At 62.6% G+C, this 19,082-nt stretch carries 12 protein-coding genes and 2 pseudogenes; 6 read left to right on the top strand and 8 right to left on the bottom strand.

The features are described from left to right. Positions 1-66 precede the first annotated feature (66 nt). The gene (dld, locus tag ACZ1G0_RS11350) at positions 67-1,797 is read left to right on the top strand and encodes a D-lactate dehydrogenase (RefSeq protein WP_472737042.1); all 1,731 of its coding nucleotides are present in this window, start codon (positions 67-69) and stop codon (positions 1,795-1,797) included. A gap of 141 nt (positions 1,798-1,938) precedes the next feature. On the opposite strand, the gene katG is transcribed toward dld, so the two are convergent. Next, the gene (katG, locus tag ACZ1G0_RS11355; protein ID WP_472737800.1) at positions 1,939-4,137 is read right to left on the bottom strand and encodes a catalase/peroxidase HPI; all 2,199 of its coding nucleotides are present in this window, start codon (positions 4,135-4,137) and stop codon (positions 1,939-1,941) included. A 107-nt stretch (positions 4,138-4,244) separates the two neighbouring features. On the opposite strand from katG, the gene ACZ1G0_RS11360 reads away from it, so the two are divergent. Then, positions 4,245-5,144, top strand: a complete 900-nt coding sequence (locus ACZ1G0_RS11360) for a LysR substrate-binding domain-containing protein (protein ID WP_472737043.1) — start codon at positions 4,245-4,247, stop codon at positions 5,142-5,144. On the opposite strand, the gene ACZ1G0_RS11365 is transcribed toward ACZ1G0_RS11360, so the two are convergent. From ACZ1G0_RS11365 to ACZ1G0_RS11395, 7 genes are all read right to left on the bottom strand, one after another. Then, positions 5,141-5,875 (bottom strand): SDR family NAD(P)-dependent oxidoreductase, encoded by a 735-nt coding sequence (locus ACZ1G0_RS11365; RefSeq protein ID WP_472737044.1) that lies wholly within the window; start codon positions 5,873-5,875, stop codon positions 5,141-5,143. The genes ACZ1G0_RS11360 and ACZ1G0_RS11365 overlap by 4 nt on opposite strands. A 55-nt stretch (positions 5,876-5,930) precedes the next feature. Next, positions 5,931-6,278, bottom strand: coding sequence for a hypothetical protein (locus tag ACZ1G0_RS11370; RefSeq protein ID WP_472737045.1), 348 nt, complete (start codon positions 6,276-6,278; stop codon positions 5,931-5,933). Then, positions 6,275-7,969, bottom strand: a complete 1,695-nt coding sequence (locus ACZ1G0_RS11375) for a secretin and TonB N-terminal domain-containing protein (RefSeq protein WP_472737046.1) — start codon at positions 7,967-7,969, stop codon at positions 6,275-6,277. Before ACZ1G0_RS11375 ends, ACZ1G0_RS11370 begins: the two co-directional genes overlap by 4 nt. Positions 7,970-8,046: 77 nt before the next feature. After that, complete coding sequence (locus tag ACZ1G0_RS11380; RefSeq protein WP_472737047.1) at positions 8,047-8,688, bottom strand: hypothetical protein; 642 nt, start codon at positions 8,686-8,688, stop codon at positions 8,047-8,049. A 12-nt stretch (positions 8,689-8,700) separates the two neighbouring features. Beyond that, positions 8,701-9,348 carry a hypothetical protein gene (locus ACZ1G0_RS11385; protein WP_472737048.1) on the bottom strand — a complete coding sequence of 216 codons (648 nt, stop codon included), beginning with the start codon at positions 9,346-9,348 and terminating at the stop codon, positions 8,701-8,703. 38 nt (positions 9,349-9,386) lie between these two features. Next, positions 9,387-10,877, bottom strand: a complete 1,491-nt coding sequence (locus tag ACZ1G0_RS11390) for a fimbrial biogenesis chaperone (RefSeq protein WP_472737049.1) — start codon at positions 10,875-10,877, stop codon at positions 9,387-9,389. 248 nt (positions 10,878-11,125) lie between these two features. Further along, positions 11,126-11,737, bottom strand: coding sequence for a hypothetical protein (locus tag ACZ1G0_RS11395; protein WP_472737050.1), 612 nt, complete (start codon positions 11,735-11,737; stop codon positions 11,126-11,128). 395 nt (positions 11,738-12,132) lie between these two features. On the opposite strand from ACZ1G0_RS11395, the gene glgB reads away from it, so the two are divergent. The 4 genes and pseudogenes from glgB (at position 12,133) to glgX (ending at position 19,082) form a co-directional block, all read left to right on the top strand. Next, a complete protein-coding gene (glgB, locus tag ACZ1G0_RS11400) occupies positions 12,133-14,319 on the top strand; it encodes a 1,4-alpha-glucan branching protein GlgB (protein WP_472737051.1) in 2,187 nt (728 codons plus the stop codon). A gap of 18 nt (positions 14,320-14,337) precedes the next feature. Then, a pseudogene (gene glgC / locus ACZ1G0_RS11405) lies at positions 14,338-15,593 on the top strand (glucose-1-phosphate adenylyltransferase). Beyond that, positions 15,590-17,013 (top strand): annotated as a pseudogene (gene glgA / locus ACZ1G0_RS11410) (glycogen synthase GlgA). Before glgC ends, glgA begins: the two co-directional pseudogenes overlap by 4 nt. Continuing rightward, the gene (gene glgX, locus ACZ1G0_RS11415) at positions 17,010-19,082 is read left to right on the top strand and encodes a glycogen debranching protein GlgX (protein WP_472737052.1); all 2,073 of its coding nucleotides are present in this window, start codon (positions 17,010-17,012) and stop codon (positions 19,080-19,082) included. The pseudogene glgA and the gene glgX overlap by 4 nt, the downstream one beginning before the upstream one ends.

Below are 19,082 nucleotides of genomic sequence, written 5' to 3' on the forward strand. Positions count from 1 at the left end.
GGTGGTAGGTAAAGCAAGACCCAAGTGGTAAACAAACTTGACCACGCCAGCCAACCATATTCGCAGATGGACCCCGCCATGGACCCGACCGCCAACGACGCCCTGATCGCCACACTCACCCAGGCGGTGGGCGCGCGCCACATCCTGACCTCGGCGCGGGATACGGAGCGGTTCCGCAAGGGGTTCCGATCCGGCGAAGGGGACGCGATTGCCGTCTGCGTGCCCGGATCCCTTGTAGAAATGTGGCGCGTGTTGCAGGCCTGTGTGGCCGCCGACAAGATCGTGATCATGCAGGCGGCCAACACCGGCCTGACCGAAGGGTCCACCCCCAAGGGCACCTATGACCGGGACGTGGTGATCATCTCGACCAAGCGGATGAACCAGATCCACTTGTTGGACGAGGGACGCCAGATCATCAGCCATCCCGGCGGCACCCTGTTTCAGCTGGAAAAGGCCCTGGCCCCCTTGGGCCGCCAGCCCCATTCCGTGATCGGCTCCTCCTGCATCGGGGCCAGCGTCATGGGCGGGGTCTGCAACAACTCTGGCGGGTCCTTGGTCCAGCGCGGGCCGTCCTTTACCGAATTGTCCCTTTATGCGCAGGTGTCCCCACGGGGACAGTTGGAGATGGTAAACCATCTGGGCATCAACCTTGGCACGGACCCCGAGGATATGCTGGCCCGTCTGGACAAGGGCGACTTCACCGCCGCTGACGTGGACCACAACGCAGGCCGCGCCAGCGATGACGGCTACAGCGCGCGGGTGTCGGACGTGGACGCCGACAGCCCCGCCCGGTTCAACGCCGACGCCCGCACCCTGCACGAGGCGTCTGGATGTGCGGGCAAGCTGGCGGTCTTTGCCGTACGCCTGGACACCTTCCCCATCGAGACCGGCGAAAAGGTCTACTACATCGGCACCAACACCCCCGCCGACCTGACCACCCTGCGCCGGCGCATGTTGACCGAACTGCCCGGACTGCCCGTGTCCGGTGAATACCTGCACCGCGACTGCTATGACATCAGCCGGGACTACGGCAAGGACACCCTGATGATGATCGACTGGCTGGGCACCGACAAGCTGCCCCTGATCTTCGCCATGAAGGGCTGGCTGGACGCGCGGTTGAACAAGCTGCCCCTGCTGCCGCACAACATGGTGGACCGGGTGATGCAGGGCATTACGCGCCTGCTGCCCAATGCCCTGCCCAAACGGATGACCGCCTACCGCAAGTCGTTCGAACATCACCTGATCCTCAAGGTCTCGGGACAATGTGCTCCGGGGACCGAGGCGATCCTGAACGACACTGTGGGGCCGGACGGCTGGTTTCTGTGTGACGCGCGCGAGGCCAAGCTGGCGGGCCTGCACCGCTTTGCCGCCGCAGGGGCCGCCGTGCGCTATCAGGCGGTGAACCCCGGCACGGTCGAGGATATCCTGGCTCTCGACATCGCCCTGAAACGCAACGACCGCGACTGGCTGGAGGTGTTGCCGCCCGAAATCGATGACAAACTGGTGGCCAAGATGTACTATGGCCACTTCTTCTGCCACGTGTTCCACCAAGACTACATCGTGAAAAAGGGCGTGGACGCAAAGGCGCTGAAGGCCCAGATGCTGGCGCTGCTGGATCAGCGCGGCGCAGAGTATCCGGCGGAACACAACGTCGGCCACCTCTATGCGGCCAAGCCCGCGCTCAAGGCCCACTACGAGGCGCTGGACCCCACCAACAGCTTCAACCCCGGGATCGGCAAGACCAGCCGAGACAAGCACTATGGTTGCGGGTGCGGCACCAAACACGCTGCAGAATAGGCGACAACAGGCACACCGGCCCGCCCCCTCATTGTTCCAAAAATACCCTCGGGGGCGCGCGGCACGCGCGGGGGCAGCGCCCCCAAACAAAAAAACGGCGTCCCCATGGGGACGCCGTTTTCAATCTCGATGCGCGCGGCCTTAGGCGCCCGTCAGATCAAACCGATCGAGGTTCATCACCTTGGTCCACGCGGCGACGAAGTCGCGCACCATCCGGTCCGCACCATCATCGCTGGCGTAAACCTCGGCCATGGCGCGCAGCTGGCTGTTGGACCCAAAGACCAGATCAACGGCGGTGCCCATCCACTTGACCTCGCCGGTACCCCGGTCGCGGCCTTCGTAGAAGTGATCGCATTTGTCCGACTTGGCCCATTGGGTCGAGATATCCGTGACCACGGTGAAGAAGTCGTTGGACAGGACCCCGGGACGATCCGTGAAGATGCCCAGCTTGCCGTCGGTGGTCGCACCAAGGGCACGCATCCCGCCGATCAGCACGGCCATTTCAGACACTGTCAGGGTCAGCAGGTTTGCCTTGTCCACCAACAACTCCGCGGGCGGCAGGGTCGCGCCGTCGCCATAGTAGTTGCGGAACCCGTCCGCCTTGGGCTCCAACACGTCAAAGCTGGCGTGGTCGGTCATCTCGTCCGTGGCATCCGTACGACCGGGGGCGAAGGGCACGGTGATATCCGCGCCGCCGTCCCGGGCCGCCTTTTCCACAGCCGCTGTCCCAGCCAGAACGATCAAGTCCGCCAGCGAGATCTTGGCCCCGCCTTTCGCGTTGAAGTCGGCCTGGATGCCTTCCAGCGTGCCAAGGACCGCCGCCAGCAGATCAGGCTCGTTCGCTTCCCAGTCCTTCTGGGGTGCCAGACGCACGCGGGCCCCATTGGCCCCGCCGCGCATGTCCGTGCCCCGGTACGTCGAGGCGGAGGCCCATGCAACCTTGACCAGTTCCGCGACCGAGTGACCGGAAGCCAGGATTGTCGCCTTCAGGTCCGCCACATCGGCGTCGGACACCAGCGCGTGATCCACGGCAGGCACCGGGTCTTGCCACAGCTGCGGCTCGGCCGGGACCTCTTTGCCCAGGCCACGGACGTAAGGCCCCATGTCCCGGTGGGTCAGTTTGAACCACGCGCGCGCAAAGGCATCGGCGAATTGGTCCGGGTTTTCGTGGAACCGGCGGCTGATTTTTTCATAGGCCGGGTCCATGCGCAGGGCCATGTCGGCGGTGGTCATCATGATCGTGACCTTATCGCCAGAGCCATCCACCTGGGGCGCGTGATCGTCGGCCTTCAGGTCCTTGGGGTGCCACTGGTTTGCGCCCGCGGGGGATTTGTCGAGCTCCCACTCATAGCCGAACAGCATATCGAAATAGCTGTTGTCCCAAGTGGTCGGCGTGGGTGTCCACGGCCCTTCCACGCCCGAGGTGATGGTGTGCACGCCCTTGCCGGATTCAAAGGTATTTTTCCAGCCCAGCCCCATGTCCTCGACCGGCGCGCCCTCAGGCTCGCGCCCCACAAACTGATCGGGGTTGGCGGCACCGTGGGCCTTGCCAAAGGTGTGACCGCCCGCGACCAGTGCCACGGTTTCTTCGTCGTTCATGGCCATGCGGGCAAAGGTGTCACGGATATCGTAAGCGGAGGCTAACGGATCGGGGTTGCCGTTCGGCCCCTCGGGGTTCACGTAGATCAGACCCATCTGGACGGCGCCCAGATCGCCTGCCAGCTCCCGCTCGCCGGAGTAGCGCTCGTCGCCGAGCCACTCGGTCTCGGGCCCCCAGTAGATGTCCTGATCAGGTTCAAAAACGTCCGGGCGACCGCCCGCAAAGCCAAAGGTCTCCAAGCCCATGGATTCCAGCGCGCAGTTGCCGGTCAGGACCATCAGGTCCGCCCAGCTGATCGCAGCGCCGTATTTCTTCTTGATGGGCCACAGCAGCATGCGGGCCTTCTCAAGGTTGCCGTTGTCGGGCCAAGAGTTCAGGGGTGCAAACCGCAAGGTCCCCGCACCGGCACCGCCACGGCCATCCCCAACCCGGTACGTCCCGGCGGAGTGCCACGCCATGCGGATGAAGAACGGACCGTAGTGGCCGTAATCCGCAGGCCACCATTCCTGACTGTCGACCATCAGCGCCTTGATGTCGGCCTTCACCGCATCCAGATCCAGCGTCTTGAACGCCTCGCGATAATCAAAATCCTCGCCCATGGGGTTGGGGTTCGCCAGGACCTTGAGGTTCAGCTGGTTGGGCCACCAGTGCTGGTTGGCCGCCGCACCCGTTGCCTTGTGCCGCTGCGCGCCGCCGAAAACCGGGCATTTGCCGGTGGTGTCCATGGGGTTACCGTCCATCATTGGGGTCTCTCCGTGTTGTGTATTAGAATCGTTCCAGCAATGGATATCAGCCCACCATCATTAGAAAAAGTTTCTTTTTCTGATAATCGTGATAAGCACCCCTTATGAATAATCTATCCCTGCGCCAGTTGACCTATTTCAATGCCCTCGCCCGCCAAAGCCACATGGGCCGCGCGGCAGAAATGTGTTCTGTGTCGCAACCGGCGCTGTCCATGCAGATCAAAGAGCTTGAGACGACCTTGGGTGCGGCTCTGTTTGAACGGGGGCCAAGGGGCGTGACCCTGACCCCCTTTGGCACGGCGGCACTTGAACGGGCCCAGGCGATCCTGCGCGGGGTGGACGATCTGGCGGATCTGGCGCGCACGGCCTCGGCCCCCCTGTCGGGCACCCTGCGACTGGGCATCATCCCGACGATTGCGCCCTACATGCTGCCCCGCCTCGTGGGACACCTGACGGCGCGGTATCCCCAGATGGATCTGCAGGTGCGCGAAAGCCTGACCCCCCGCCTGTTGCCGGAGTTGCGCAGCGGCGCGATTGATCTGGCCTTGCTGGCCCTGCCCGTGTCTGAACCGGCGTTCACCGAAGTGCCCCTGTTCGACGAGGCCTTCGTGCTGGTCCGTCCCGACACGGACGCGGACAAACCCGTGCCCAGCCCCGAGGCCCTGCGCACCATGCGCCTGCTGTTGCTGGAGGAAGGGCATTGTTTCCGCGACCAAGCCCTGTCGTTTTGCCAGACCGGCAGCGCCCTGCCCCGCGACGCCCTGGAGGGAAGCGCCCTGACCACGCTGGTGCAGATGGTAGGTGCGGGCCTGGGCGTGACGCTGATCCCGGAGATGGCCGTGGGTGTCGAGGCCGCGTCCGCCCCCGTGTCCGTCGCCCGCTTTGCCGACCCCCAGCCCAAGCGCACCATCGGTTTGGTGTGGCGCAAGACCTCGCCGCTGGCGGATCAATACGGCGAAGTGGCCAAGGTCATCGCCGCCCTTGCACCCCCTTCCGCGGCCTAGTAGGTCGCGCGCCCCCCGGACAGGTCGAACACGCCCCCTGTGGTAAAGCTGTTCTCGGGCGCACACAGCCACGCGATCATCGCTGCCGCCTCGTCCAGTTCCAAAAACCGCCCGCGCGGAATTTTCGATAGCATGTAGTCGATGTGCTCTTGCGCCATCTGGTCGAAGATGCGCGTGCGGGCAGCGGCGGGGGTGACGCAGTTCACGGCGATATCTTGGCCCGCAAGCTCCTTGCCCAAGGATTTCGTCAGCCCGATCACCCCGGCCTTGGAGGCGGAGTAGGCAGAGGCATTCGGGTTGCCCTCTTTGCCCGCCACAGACGCGATGTTGACAATGCGGCCATAATCCTGCGCCTGCATGGCTGGCACCACGGCACGGTTGACGTGGAAGGTGCCCAGCAGGTTGACTTCGGTGATCTTGCGGAACTCGGCCACGTCGTAGTCGGCGACGGGCGCGTTGGACCCGGCAATCCCGGCGGAGTTCACGCAGATGTCGATGCGACCCAATTGGGTCAGGGTGGCCTGTGCGGCGGCCTCGACACTGTTCCAGTCGCTGACGTCCACGGGGGCCGCGATCCCGCCCAGCTTGGCCGCCTCGGATTGGGCCAACCCCTCGTCCATGTCCCACAGGGCAACCCTGGCCCCCTGCCCTGCCAAGCGATGGGCGACGGCCAGCCCGATGCCCTGCGCCCCGCCCGTGATCACTGCCACCTGTCCGTTCAAATCAGCCATATCAACCCTCCCGTTGCCGGGAACAGTTTGCCCATGGCCATGGCGGTTGCAAGCCCTAGAGATCGTGCAGGAAGGTGCCCCCATCACGGCTGGAGACGTAGAGCTTACCCTCCTGCACGGTCATGATTGCCATGACGAATTTGTCGTCGTTGATCTGTGCACCCCCGGCGGTGCCGATGGCATTGCGCACGTCAGGGCCGAAGTCGAGGACTTGCTGCCCGGTGAACCCCGCCTTCAGCATGGCCTTGGCCAGATGGCTGGCGCTGATGGCGTAAGGCTCTCCGACAGAGACGGCGGAGACGTCGGCGGACAGGCGGGTGACATTGCGGTCCCCTTGGGCACAGCCCGTCAGGATCAGTGTGGCGGTGGCCAAAATGGCAAAGGGTCGAGCGGTCCGGATCATTGCACCGATACTCCCATCTGGGTCAGGGCCGCGCGCAACTCGGCGCGGTATTGGTCTGCGTTCACGCGGCTGACTTGCGTCTTGGGCTGGGCGCGCCGGTCCAACCGGTTGCCGTTGGCATCCACATGGGTGGCGGTGACAAAGATCGCCACTTGGCGCGCGTTGTGGCGCAGGCTGTCCGTGCGGAAGGCCTTGCCCAGAAACGGCAACCCTTCGGATCCCGGGGTGCCGCTGGTGCCGGTCTGAGTGCGGCTGTCCACCAGACCCGCCACCGCAGCCGTACCGCCCGATTGCAGCTGCACGGTGCTTTTGGCGGTGCGGCGGCTGACCACGGGCAGGCCTTGGGCGCCGCGCGAAATCACGTCGCTGACCTCTAGGTTCATATCAAGGGTCATCACGCCGTTGACGCCCACCTGCGGAGTGATGGACAGGATCGTTCCGGTTTCAATCTGCTCCAACTGCCCGCGCACGATGCCATCATTCTCGGAGGTGATTTGCAGGTATTCCTCGGTCGTGACCTTGATCTCGGCCGGGATACCGTCCTGCGCCATGACCTTGGGGCTGGCCACGATGGTGGCCTCGTCGTTCTGGGACAGCAGGTTCAGGGTCAGGTTCAGCGCATTGGTAAAGGTCCGCGTCTGCAGGTAGCCGACGCTGATGTCGTATTGGAACCCGGCGGCGCTGGATTGATTCAGACCCGCCGATAGGGTTGGCGTCTGCAAGGCCCCGCCAAAGTTCAACACGTCCGAGCGGTCCATGACCACAATCCGCGCCTCCAGCATGATATGGGCGCGGGGCACATCAACGGTGCGCACGTTCGCCATGATACGGGCGGCGATGTGTTCGGGGGCACTGACGGAAATCGAGTTCGAGGTGGCGTCGGCGCGCACATAATCGCCCACGCTGGCGGGCAACAGGTTCAACATGCTTTCGGCTGTGACGTGGTTCAGCTTGACGATGCGCGTGCGGAACACATCCGGGGCATCCACGGACAGGGCGGGGCCGGGGCGGTCCATCTCGCGCAGCTGTCCCAGGATCACGGTGGCCGCCCGCCCGGGGGCGGTGACGGCCAGAATGTTGCGCCCCGGATCGACCCGGGTGAACACCTGCAGGTTTTCGGGCAACAGCCCACGGGCCTGTTCGGCGCGGATATGGCGTAGGGTCACAAACTGCGTCGCGCCGTTGCCTTGGTCGATCTGTTCCAGATCCGCCAAAATGCGTTCCAGAATTTCACGCGGAGCCGTCACGGCCAACCGGGTGCTGGCCCCAGTTTCAAAGCGGACGTATTGTTGCAAGGGGCCGGGCAGCAAGGAGCGCGCCGCCTCGGGCGAGACATGGTTCAGCTTGACCACTCGCGTCTCGGATACCGATGTCAAAAGGTCCGAGGAGGCATCGGCACTATAGACCAGATAATAATCCGCCGTGCGCTGCACCCGAAACTCCGTCCCGGCCAGCAGCAGGTCCAGCGCCCGTTCCACAGTTGAATTCTCGATCGTGACAGACACCACGCCCTGAACTGTGGGGTCCGCGATGATGTTGACGCCTGCCTGTGCGGCGACGTCTTCAATGGCTTGGCGCAAATCCGATTGGAAGAAGACGTTTTCCACAACGCCTTCCTCCTGCGCCGCAGAGATGCTGGCACACAGGATTGCACCACACGCAACAAGGGCGCGCAATACGTTCATTTTCATCAAGCAACCTGCTTTCTGACTTACCGCTCATTTTTTGTCGTGCGCCTGTTTTCGGCGCTTATTGGTCAAGTGTAGCGCTATCTGGCCACAATTGAAAGAGATATGGAGGCCGTGTAGGTGCCGGGGGCTGCGAAGACCTCTTGCGCCGTTGCTTCGAACACGGGCAGGACGTGGATACGGCCCAATTGCGCCCCTCGCCGCAGGTTCGCCTGCGCGCGCCAGTCCTGCCGGGTGCGTGCAAACTCGAATAGGGTCAACGCGCCCGGCTCTGGCAAGGTGAGCGGTGCGAAGCCTTCGCGTCCCAGTCGGGCGTCGATCATCTCAATCCGCAGGTCGTAGTACACAGGTGGCGCGCGGTCACCGTCAGGCCCGCTGTAGTCAAACACGCCGAATGTGCGCCGGTTTATGCGCTGGCGGCGATCCGGGCGGACGCGGATCTCTGCGCGGGCGGTGCCGGTGACCAGAAAGTCAATCGTGCTCGGCTGCGACACGCACAGGCCAAGGACGCCCACACACTCGGCGCGCAACTCAAGTTCAATGTCTAGGTCTTGCCCCGGCAAAAGTTGCACTGCGAGATCCCGGCTTGCCTGCGCGATGGCGCTGTTTTGCACCACAAATGCTGTGTCCTGCGCCGTTGCGGGCATTTGCGTCAGGCACAAGGCCATGGACGCCAGTACGCAGTACGGCAAGGCGAGAGAGCGGAAACGGTCACGCGACACGGCCGCGCCCGATCAACCTTGTGGTGTCACGGTCAGCTGAAGTCGCGCCGTGTAAAGCCCCGGCGCTGCAATCCGCAAATCGTTCAAACTGGTGCCACCGTCAAAAATCGGGTTCACGTAGACGCGCACAACACGGGCGTTGGTGGCCAGATTGGGGCTTTTGTTCCATGTCTCGAACCGCTTCTCCGATTTGGTGAAGTTGCCCAGATTGATAAGACGATCCTCGACAGCGATATCACTGTCTTTCAAACTGTCGGAATTGTCGGCTTGCCGTACGCGCAAGCGATAGTCGTAGTAAACCGGAGGGATGTCACCTGTCGCGTCCCCTTCGTAGTCAAACTTGCCCAGATCACGGACGTTCACGCGGACGCGCTGATCTGCGATGGGGCGCAACGACACATCCACCCGCGCGTTGCCGACCAGCAAGACGTCAATGGTGCCACCGCTGTTCACGCAAATGCCCGTGGGGCTGTCACACTCTCCGCCGACCTCCATCAAGATCTCGGTCGATGCGCCATCGGGAAAACTGACAGCCGCCATGCGCGGCACCGTCAAAGTGACACTGAGCGGCGCGCTCAACTCGCCGGCACCGGATGCGGTGGATCCGACGCCAGCCAATAGGGCAAGCAAGAGGGTCAGTTTCTTAAATGTCTTCGTCATAAGCGGTTCCAAATGGCTGTGCTTGCGATGCAAAGGCATCACTGATCCTCGATCGAGACCAGTTGTTTGACGCCATCCTCGGAGGTGACAATGGCAACATTAAGGTCTTTGGTGGCTCTTTTGTCGTCGGAATAGTCGAAAGAAACCCTTAACAGATAAACGCTGTCTTCAAATTGCGCCAAATCCATGACCCCGGCATAATCCCAAACAGACAGCGGCAGCATCAATTCCCCGCCCCCCGTGATTTCTATGTCCCAGCTTTGTCGGCCATCGGTGCTCAGGAGTTGCGCGCTTGGTGTCAGGGTCGTGTGGCCGTTGCCCGCGTTCACGGTGCGGGCGCGGACCGCATACTGCGCCCCGGTGCCCACCTGCGCAAAACTGAAGCCTTCTATCAGCACATCCGCTGACCCGCTTTGCCCGTCCCGTTCAACGATGATTGGAGCGCGCGTGGTGCCCGCCGTTTGCCCGTCGGGATAGGCGGCGTCCACGATCAGTTCGGCATAATAGGCGGGATGGTCCGGCGCATCCTCGGGCAGACCTGCCACCAGACGCACATTGCGCGAGGAATTGGGCCGCAGAGTGATGGATTTCGGTGTCATCTCGACCCAGTTGGCGGCGGACAGGTCGGTGCCCATCAGGTCGCCCATGGCCACGTTTTCAAGGCCCGGGGGCACGGTTGGATACAACGACACCGCAACCGCGACGTCACCGGGGTTGGTCAGTTTGACCGCCTGCGCGCGGGACGCCCCGGGGCGCATACCGGTGACCTCGATCTGTGCAGGTTCAACGAGGATGGACGTATCGTACGCGATGGAGTCCAGTTCGGAATCGCCTTCAAACGCGATTTCTTCGCTCAGCCGGGGCAATTGGCGACCGTCCACGGAGAGGTTGCCGGTCAGACGATAGGTGCCCGAGGGCAAGCTGCGCCCCAGATCCCCGCGCAAAGTCAGCGCACTGCCGGGGATGATCCCGCGACTGTCCACATCCGTGGTGGTGACAAGTCGCCAGCCCGTGCTTTCCTGACGTTCCACCCGGACATTCCCTTGCAGACGAGAGTAGGTCTCGCCCGTGTTGGTGACCTGCAACCCTGCGAACGCACGACGGGCCCCTTGGGTGCCGGGGACCTCGACAAGGAACATATCCAAACCCGCAAGACTGATGTCCTGCCGTGCGGGGCGGCCATCAATGGTCAGGATGATCGGCACCAGAAACTGGAACCGCAGGCGCACGGCGTCGCTTTCCTCGCCTTGGGTTTGCGAGGTGATCAACAGGGCCGACAGACTGGTCCCCCGCGCAGAACGCGGCACCGTTCCCGTCAGGATCAGGGGCGCGGACTGCCGTGGACCGACAAGGATCGTCTGGTCCACATCTTCGAACCACGCACGATTGGATTGGTGCTGATCGGGGTCAAAGCGGTCGTCCGTATCCTCGAACAGCCAACTGCCATCGCGGGCCTGCAACAGCTCGACGTGGCGCACGGTCATTTCGAAGGTGTCCGTCGTGTTGGCGTTGTTCAGGGTGAAGGGCACATCAATCGTGCGCCCCCCGGGACATCGGCCTCGATCCGGACAGGCGATACTGAAAACCCTTGGGCGGAGACACTCCAAGCCATAAAGACGAGCAAAAAACCAGCCGTCAGCACGGTCCATAAACCGCCCCATGCCCCACGATCGAAAACCCGCATCACTTGCCCCTTGATCCGTTAAATTTTCTTTATTCGTTAACGAAAAAGGGGGAACCGGTCCAGCTCCCCCTTGGTCGTGTCACCGTGATACGATCAGCTTTGGCTGACGGTCACGACGATTTGCGCCGTGTATTCGCCGGCAGGTGCGATGGTGGCAGCGCCGCTTTCATCGCCCTCTAGGGTCTTGGCACCGCTCCAATCGGTGGGGTCGAAGGTCGCGCCGACACCGTAGGCGCGCAGACCGCGCGATTGCTTGGCCAAGGTCACGTGACCCTCTTTTGCATCCCACTTTGTCAGGCCCTTCTCAGGCGCGCTCAGATCGGAGTCCAGAAAGACCGTGCCACCCATGTAGATGCCCTTGTCTTCCTTCTCTTGCTCGCCGTTGTTGATGTATTTCACCATCTGAACGCCGTCTTCCTTTTCCCAGCGGTTTTCCTTGGCTGGCTTGAGGTTGATGTCGTAACCGGTGTTTGCTGCAACGATAAACTTGGCGCGGTCTTCGGTGCCTTTTTGCGACAGCTCAGTGCCTGCGCCATCGGCGGTGTAGGCGGCCATCTCTACGTCCCGGTCCGTCACGAACAGCAGGATAATGGGGGCAACGGTCAGTTTGACGGTCAGGTTCTGGTTCTTGCTTGCGGCTGTTGCAGCGCCTGGCAGGGCCATGGCTGCGGTCAATGCAGCGGCGGTAAAATACTTCGTGTTCATATTAAGCCTCATCTTTCATGTTCTACGCTAAGGGCGTTTCGCTTGACCCTTTCTGGGGTGACGCCTTTATTGCGAGGCAAGCGGGCTAAATTGCTGTCAATCTGGGGTGAATTCATGGTTAATTCAGGCAAAACCGTGGCCGGCTGACCGCCTTGTTTCGACCATGGCGACAAAGCATCCGCTCGTTCACCATTTTGCCGGGATTAAGGTTAATCAAGCGGACTTGGGGGCCTTCGTGACATGCATCGTTCAGTGTTGGCTGACGGCAACGGACGCAGGATTCGCAGGCCCAGCACCTTGACCCTCCAGCAAGATCGTGCTGTTACCGCTAACATTGCCTTAATATTCAGCGTTGTCGTTGAAGAAGTGCCAGAGGGTGTGAAATGTCTAAAGCCATGACAACCAGCGACTTGCCTGATTTCCTATCTGATGGCGATTGCGTGGCTTTGAACGCAGGGACGCATCCGTCTCCTTTCGATGTGCTGGGCCCTCACAAATCCAAAAACCGCAGATGGGTCGTCTCATTACAGCCGGGTGCGGTCAACGTTGTGGCCACGGTTGCGGGCAAACAGACCCCCCTGAACAGAGTCCAAGGGGATGTATTTGCGGCCAAGGTCCCGGGCAACGCCTACACATTAACCATGACCTATCCCGACGGGGCCACGTTCACGACGCCCGATCCTTATGCCTTTGGCCCCGTGATTGGCGCGTTTGACCAACACCTGATTGGCGAAGGCACCCACCGCACCCTGTGGCACGTCCTTGGCGCGCATCCCACCAAGATCGGCAAGACAAGCGGCGTGCATTTTGCCGTCTGGGCCCCCAATGCCCGGCGGGTCAGCGTGATCGGTGATTTCAACATCTGGGATGGCCGCCGCCACCCCATGCGCCGGGTCGGCGTCACCGGCGTGTGGGAGGTTTTTGTGCCCGGCCTTGGCGACGGTGATCTGTACAAATACGAAGTGCTGGGCGCAGATGGCAGCCTTGGCCAGAAAGCCGACCCCTTCGGCTTCGGCTCTCAACATCCGCCCGAAAAGGCCAGCGTGGTGCGCGACATCGCGGGCTACCGCTGGCGTGACGCGGATTGGATGACGCAACGCGCGGCTCGGTCGGATCGGTCGGCGCCTATATCCATCTACGAAGTCCACCTTGGGTCTTGGCGCCGCCGTTACGACGATGGGGGCCGCCCCCTGTCCTATATGGAACTGGCCCGCGATCTGGTCGGCTATGCCAAGCACATGGGCTTTACCCATATCGAGCTGTTGCCGATTTCCGAATTCCCATTCGACGGGTCATGGGGCTATCAACCCGTGGGCCTCTACGCCCCCACTATCCGCCACGGCCTGCCCGATGAATTCCGCGCGCTGGTCGACGCCGCCCATGATGCGAATATCGGGGTCCTGCTGGACTGGGTGCCGGGGCACTTTCCGACAGATGCCCACGGGCTGGCCCGCTTTGACGGCACGCACCTGTACGAACACGCCGACCCGCGCGAGGGGTTTCATCAAGACTGGAACACCTTGATCCCCAACTATGGCAGGACCGAGGTCAAGAACTACTACACCGCCAACGCGCTGTACTGGATGCAGGAATATCACCTCGACGGGCTGCGCGTGGATGCGGTGGCGTCGATGCTCTACCGCGATTATTCGCGCAACGCGGGCGAATGGGTGCCCAACCACGAGGGCGGGCGCGAGAATTTCGAGGCCATCGCCTTTTTGCAGGACATGAACACCGTGGTCTATGGCGCGGACGCGTCGGTCATGACCGTGGCCGAGGAAAGCACGTCCTTTCCGGGCGTGTCCCAGCCTGTGCACGCAGGCGGCCTCGGCTTTGGTTACAAGTGGAACATGGGGTGGATGAACGACACCCTGCGGTACATGGAAAAGGACCCGATCTACCGCCAGTATGACCACCACCTGATGACCTTCCCCATTGACTGGGCGTTTACGGAAAACTTCATCCTGCCGATCAGCCACGACGAAGTGGTCCACGGCAAGGGATCCATGCTGGAAAAGATGCCCGGCACACAGTGGGAGAAGTTCGCAAACCTGCGCGCCTACTACGGGTTCATGTGGACGCAGCCGGGCAAAAAGCTGTTGTTCATGGGGTGCGAGTTCGCCCAAGGCCACGAATGGCACCATGACGCCGAACTGGATTGGCACGCCGCCGAACAACCCGCCCACAAGGGCGTGCAAACGCTAGTGCGGGACTTGAACGCAATGTACCGCGATACGCCCGCCCTGCACGTGAATGACTGCGTGGCCGATGGCTTTCGCTGGATCGCCAATGATCCCGCCCAGTCTACGATGGCCTATGCACGTTACGGAAATGATGGCGATATGCCCGTGGTGGTGATCGCCAACTTCACACCCGTCCTGCGCGAGGGGTTCCGGGTCGGCGTGCCCGTCCCCGGCCAGTGGGACGAGATCTTGAACACCGACGCGCAGGTCTACGGCGGCGGAAATCGTGGCAACCTGGGCGGGGTTGTTTCGCAAGACATAAGCGCCGATGGTTTCGAACACTCGATCACCGTAACCCTGCCGCCCCTGGCGGTCGTGGTCCTGCGGTTGGGCGTGTAATTCAGGGGGAGGGAAGACATGAAGACGAAACGACTGACGCAACGATCCATGGTGTTTGTGCTGGCGGGGGGCCGGGGCAGCCGATTGAAAGAGCTGACCGATCGTCGGGTGAAACCCGCCGTGCCCTTCGGGGGCAAGGCTCGGATTATCGACTTTGCCCTGTCCAATGCCATGAATTCCGGCATTCGGAAAATGGCCATTGCCACCCAATACAAAGCCCACAGCCTGATCCGTCACGTGCAGCGTGGCTGGAACTTCTTTCAGCCGGAACGGAACGAGTTTCTGGACGTCCTGCCCGCGTCTCAACGGGGCGGCACCGAAAGCTGGTATTCCGGCACCGCCGACGCCGTGACCCAGAACATCGACATCGTGGACAGCTACGGCGTGGACTACGTGGTGATCCTTGCAGGCGATCACATCTATAAAATGGACTACGAAATCATGCTGCGCCAGCACGTGGAATCCGGCGCGGACGTGACGGTTGGCTGCCTGACCGTCCCGCGCCAAGAGGCCTCGGCCTTCGGTGTCATGGACACGGACAAAGACGGGCGCATCACCAGTTTTCTGGAAAAGCCCGCCGATCCCCCCGGCATGCCGGGGGATCCCAACAAGGCGCTGGCGTCCATGGGGATCTACGTGTTCGACTGGAAATTCCTGCGCGCCCTGTTGCTTGATGATGCGGGCAACGACGCCTCCAGCCATGATTTTGGCAACGACCTGATCCCGGGCATCGTCAAGGGGGGCAAGGCCATGGCCCACCGGTTCGACGAAAGCTGCGTCCGCAACGAAGGCGCGCCTGCCTATTGGAAGGACGTGGGCACTGTCGATGCGTTCTGGCAGGCCCACATTGACCTGACGAGTTTCACGCCCGAGCTGGACCTGTGGGACCGGGACTGGCCGATCTGGACCTACAACGCCTCTGTCCCACCGGCCAAGTTCATCCACGATGAACAAACCCGGCGCGGCATGGCGATATCCTCCATGGTCTCGGGGGGTGCATTATCTCGGGCACCGAGGTGCGCAATTCGTGTCTGTTCACCAATGTGCACACCAACTCCTACGCCGTGCTGGAAAACGCCGTGGTGCTGCCGAATGTGGTGGTGCACCGATCTGCACGCTTGCGCCAGGTGGTGGTGGACAGCGGTGTCGTAATCCCCGAGGGCCTGATCGTGGGCGAGGACCCCAGCGAGGACGCAAAGTGGTTCCGGGTCACGGACCGTGGCACAACGCTGATCACGCAACAGATGCTCGACAAACGCGCCGCCGCCCTATGACCCGTATCCTGTTCGTTGTGTCCGAATGCGCCCCCTTGGTGAAAACCGGGGGCTGGCGGATGTGGCCGGCGCACTGCCCGGCGCCCTTGCCCCCTTGGGCTGTGACGTGCGGGTGCTGCTGCCCGGGTATCCAACTGTCATGGACAAAGTGCAGGACGGCCAAGTGGTCGCCACCCATGATCTTTTCGGCGGGTCTGCGGTGGTCCGGGCCGTGACGCACGCAGGGCTGGACCTTCTGATCCTTGACGCACAGCACCTGTTTGCCCGCGACGGCGGTCCCTACGGCGATCGGGCCGGGCAGGATTGGCCTGACAATCCCGAACGCTTTGCCGCCCTGTCCAAGGCCGCCGCCCTGATCGCACGACAAGGGGTGGACGGTTGGACACCGGACATTGTGCACGGCCACGATTGGCAGGCGGGCCTGACACCGGAATACATGCGCACCCTCGCGCCCGAAGTGCCCTTTGTCTTCACCATCCACAACATCGCCTTTCACGGCAATGCGGGCGCGGACAGGATCGGCGCATTGGACCTCGATCCCGGTCGCTTTCACGCGGATCACTTTGAATTCTATGGCCAGATCTCTGCCCTGAAGGCGGGGCTGATGGGGGCTGACAAGATCACCACCGTGTCCCAAACCTATGCCGCAGAGCTACTGACGCCAGAGTTCGGCATCGGCATGGACGGTGTGCTGCGCCACCGGGCCGCCGACTTGACCGGCATCGTCAACGGGATCGACGAGGACGTGTGGAACCCGGCCACCGATCCCGCCATCATGCCCTACACGCGCCCCGCCGGCAAGAAGGCGAACAAGGCCGCCCTGCGCGCTGAATTTGACCTGCCCGAGGCGGACGGCCCCCTGTGCGTTCTGGTGTCCCGTCTGACCGAACAAAAGGGCATAGACCTGCTGCTGGACGCCTTGCCTGCGCTGCTGGCACAGGGCGGGCAGCTAGCCCTGCTGGGGTCCGGCGATCCACAGTTGGAAATCGCTCTGTCCCGCGCCGCCGAAGACCCGAACGTATCGGTGAAGATCGGCTATGACGAGGGGCTGTCCCACCGCATGATGGCGGGCGGTGACGTGGCCCTTGTGCCGTCGCGGTTTGAACCATGCGGGCTGACGCAGCTTTATGCCCTGCGCTACGGCACCATCCCCTTGGTCACAATGACCGGCGGGCTGGCGGATACGGTGATCAACGCTTCGCCCGCTGCGCTGGCAGCCAAGGTGGCCACGGGCGTGCAAGTCTTCCCGATCAACGCAGGCGCATTGTCCAACGCCTTCACACGTTTGGGCGGGCTTTGGCGCGACACCAAGACGTGGGGCCAGATGCAGCGCAACGCCATGAAGCAGCCCGTGGGCTGGGCCACAAGCGCCGCCGATTACGCCGCATTGTACCACGAGCTGACAAAGGACCGCGCGTGACCCCACAGATCCTACCCGGGCGTCCGGCCCCCCTCGGGGCCACGGTTCAAGAGGACGGTGTGAACTTCGCCGTCTTTTCCCAACATGCCACCCGCGTGATGGTGTGTCTGTTTGACGACGCGGGCGTGGAACAACAAGTCATCCCCCTGCCCGAACGCGAAGGCCACATATGGCATGGATTTCTTCCCGGGCTGAAGCCGGGCCAGCAGTACGGCTTCCGCATGGACGGCCCCTATGACCCCGCCCGCGGGCACAGGTTCAACCCGTTCAAACTGCTGATGGACCCTTACGCCAAACGCCTGACCGGCCACCCGGTGTGGAACGATGCGCTGTTCGGCTACAAGGTCGGCCACGCGGATGCGGATCTGAGCTTCGACAAGACTGACAGTGCGCCCTTCATGCCGCGCAGCGTGGTGGTCGACCCCAGCTTTGACTGGGACAACACCCCCCGCCCCCGGCATAAGATGCAGGACACCCTAATCTACGAGGCCCACGTCAAAGGTCTGACCGCAGGTCGCCGCGACATCGCGGATGCCGGCACGTTTCGGGCCATGGCCTCGGACCCTATACTGGAGCATCTGACCGGGCTGGGCGTCACAAGCATCGAACTACTGCCCGTCCAAGCCTTCCTGAACGAGAAATTCCTGCTGGATAAGGGGCTGACGAACTACTGGGGCTACATGACCCACGGGTTCTTTGCCCCCGACCCGCGCTACCTGACCACCGGCGACATCGCGGAATTCCAGCACATGGTAAAACGGTTCCATGGTGCGGGCATCGAGGTGCTGTTGGATGTTGTCTACAACCACACCGCCGAAGGGTCCGAACTGGGCCCGACCCTGATGTTCCGGGGCCTTGATAACGCAAGCTACTACAGGCTGGCCGATGATCCGCGCTATTACATCGACGATTCCGGCTGCGGCAATACGCTGGATTTTGAAAACCCGGCGGTGATCCGGCTGGTGATGGACAGCCTGCGCTATTGGGTCGAGGTCATGCACGTGGATGGGTTCCGGTTTGATCTGTGCTCGACCCTTGGGCGCACCCGCGCTGGATTCGACCGCAACGGTCCGTTCTTTCGCGCCATCGGCCAGGACCCGGTCCTCAGCCAGATCAAACTGATCGCGGAGCCTTGGGACATCGGCCCGGGCGGCTACCAACTGGGCGCATACCCTGCCCCCTTTGCCGAATGGAACGACAAGTACCGCGACGACGTTCGCGGGTTCTGGAAGGGGGACACCGGCCTTGGGGATGTGGCCGAACGGCTGGTCGGCTCTGCCCCTTACTTCGACCACGACGGGCGGGCGGCGACATCGTCGCTAAACTTTCTGACCGCCCACGACGGGTTCACGCTGCAGGACACGGTCAGCTACAATCACAAACACAATGCCGCAAACGGCGAAGACAATCGGGACGGCCACGACAACAACCATTCCGACAACATGGGCGTCGAGGGGCCGACCGAGGACGCGCGGATACTCGCCGCCCGGGACCGGCGCAAACGCAACCTGCTGGCCACGCTGCTGCTGTCCCAAGGCACGCCGATGATCCTGGCAGGGGACGAGTTTGGCAACTCCCAAGGTGGCAACAACAACGCCTATTGTCAGGACAACGAGATCGGTTGGGTCAACTGGCCCGATGCCCACGACCGCTTTCTCACCTTTTGCCAGCAGGCCATCGCCTTTCGCCGGATGCACCCGCTGCTGCGACAGCGCCGGTTTCTGCATTCGCGCGCGCGCCTGATTGATGGAGAGCCTGACCTGTTCTGGCGCCGCGCCGATGGGGCGCCCATGCAAGACAGCGATTGGGCCAATCCCGATCAAGACTGCATCGTGGTCGAGATGCGCATGGCCTCGGGCACGCCGGAATACGTGCGCCGCGAAGGGGCGCTGTTGATCGTGCTGAATCGGGGCGCTGCCGTGAAACTCACGCCTCCGACCTTGCCCGACGGGCACACTTGGGTGCGCCGCTTTGACACCAGCCAGCCTGATCCGATCCATGTCACACCGGGGATGGAGGTCGCGGCAGAGGCCGTCGTCGTCTTCTCTCACGAACTCACGCAAGCTTAG

Source organism: Thalassobacter sp. HA4-2 (assembly GCF_055693705.1).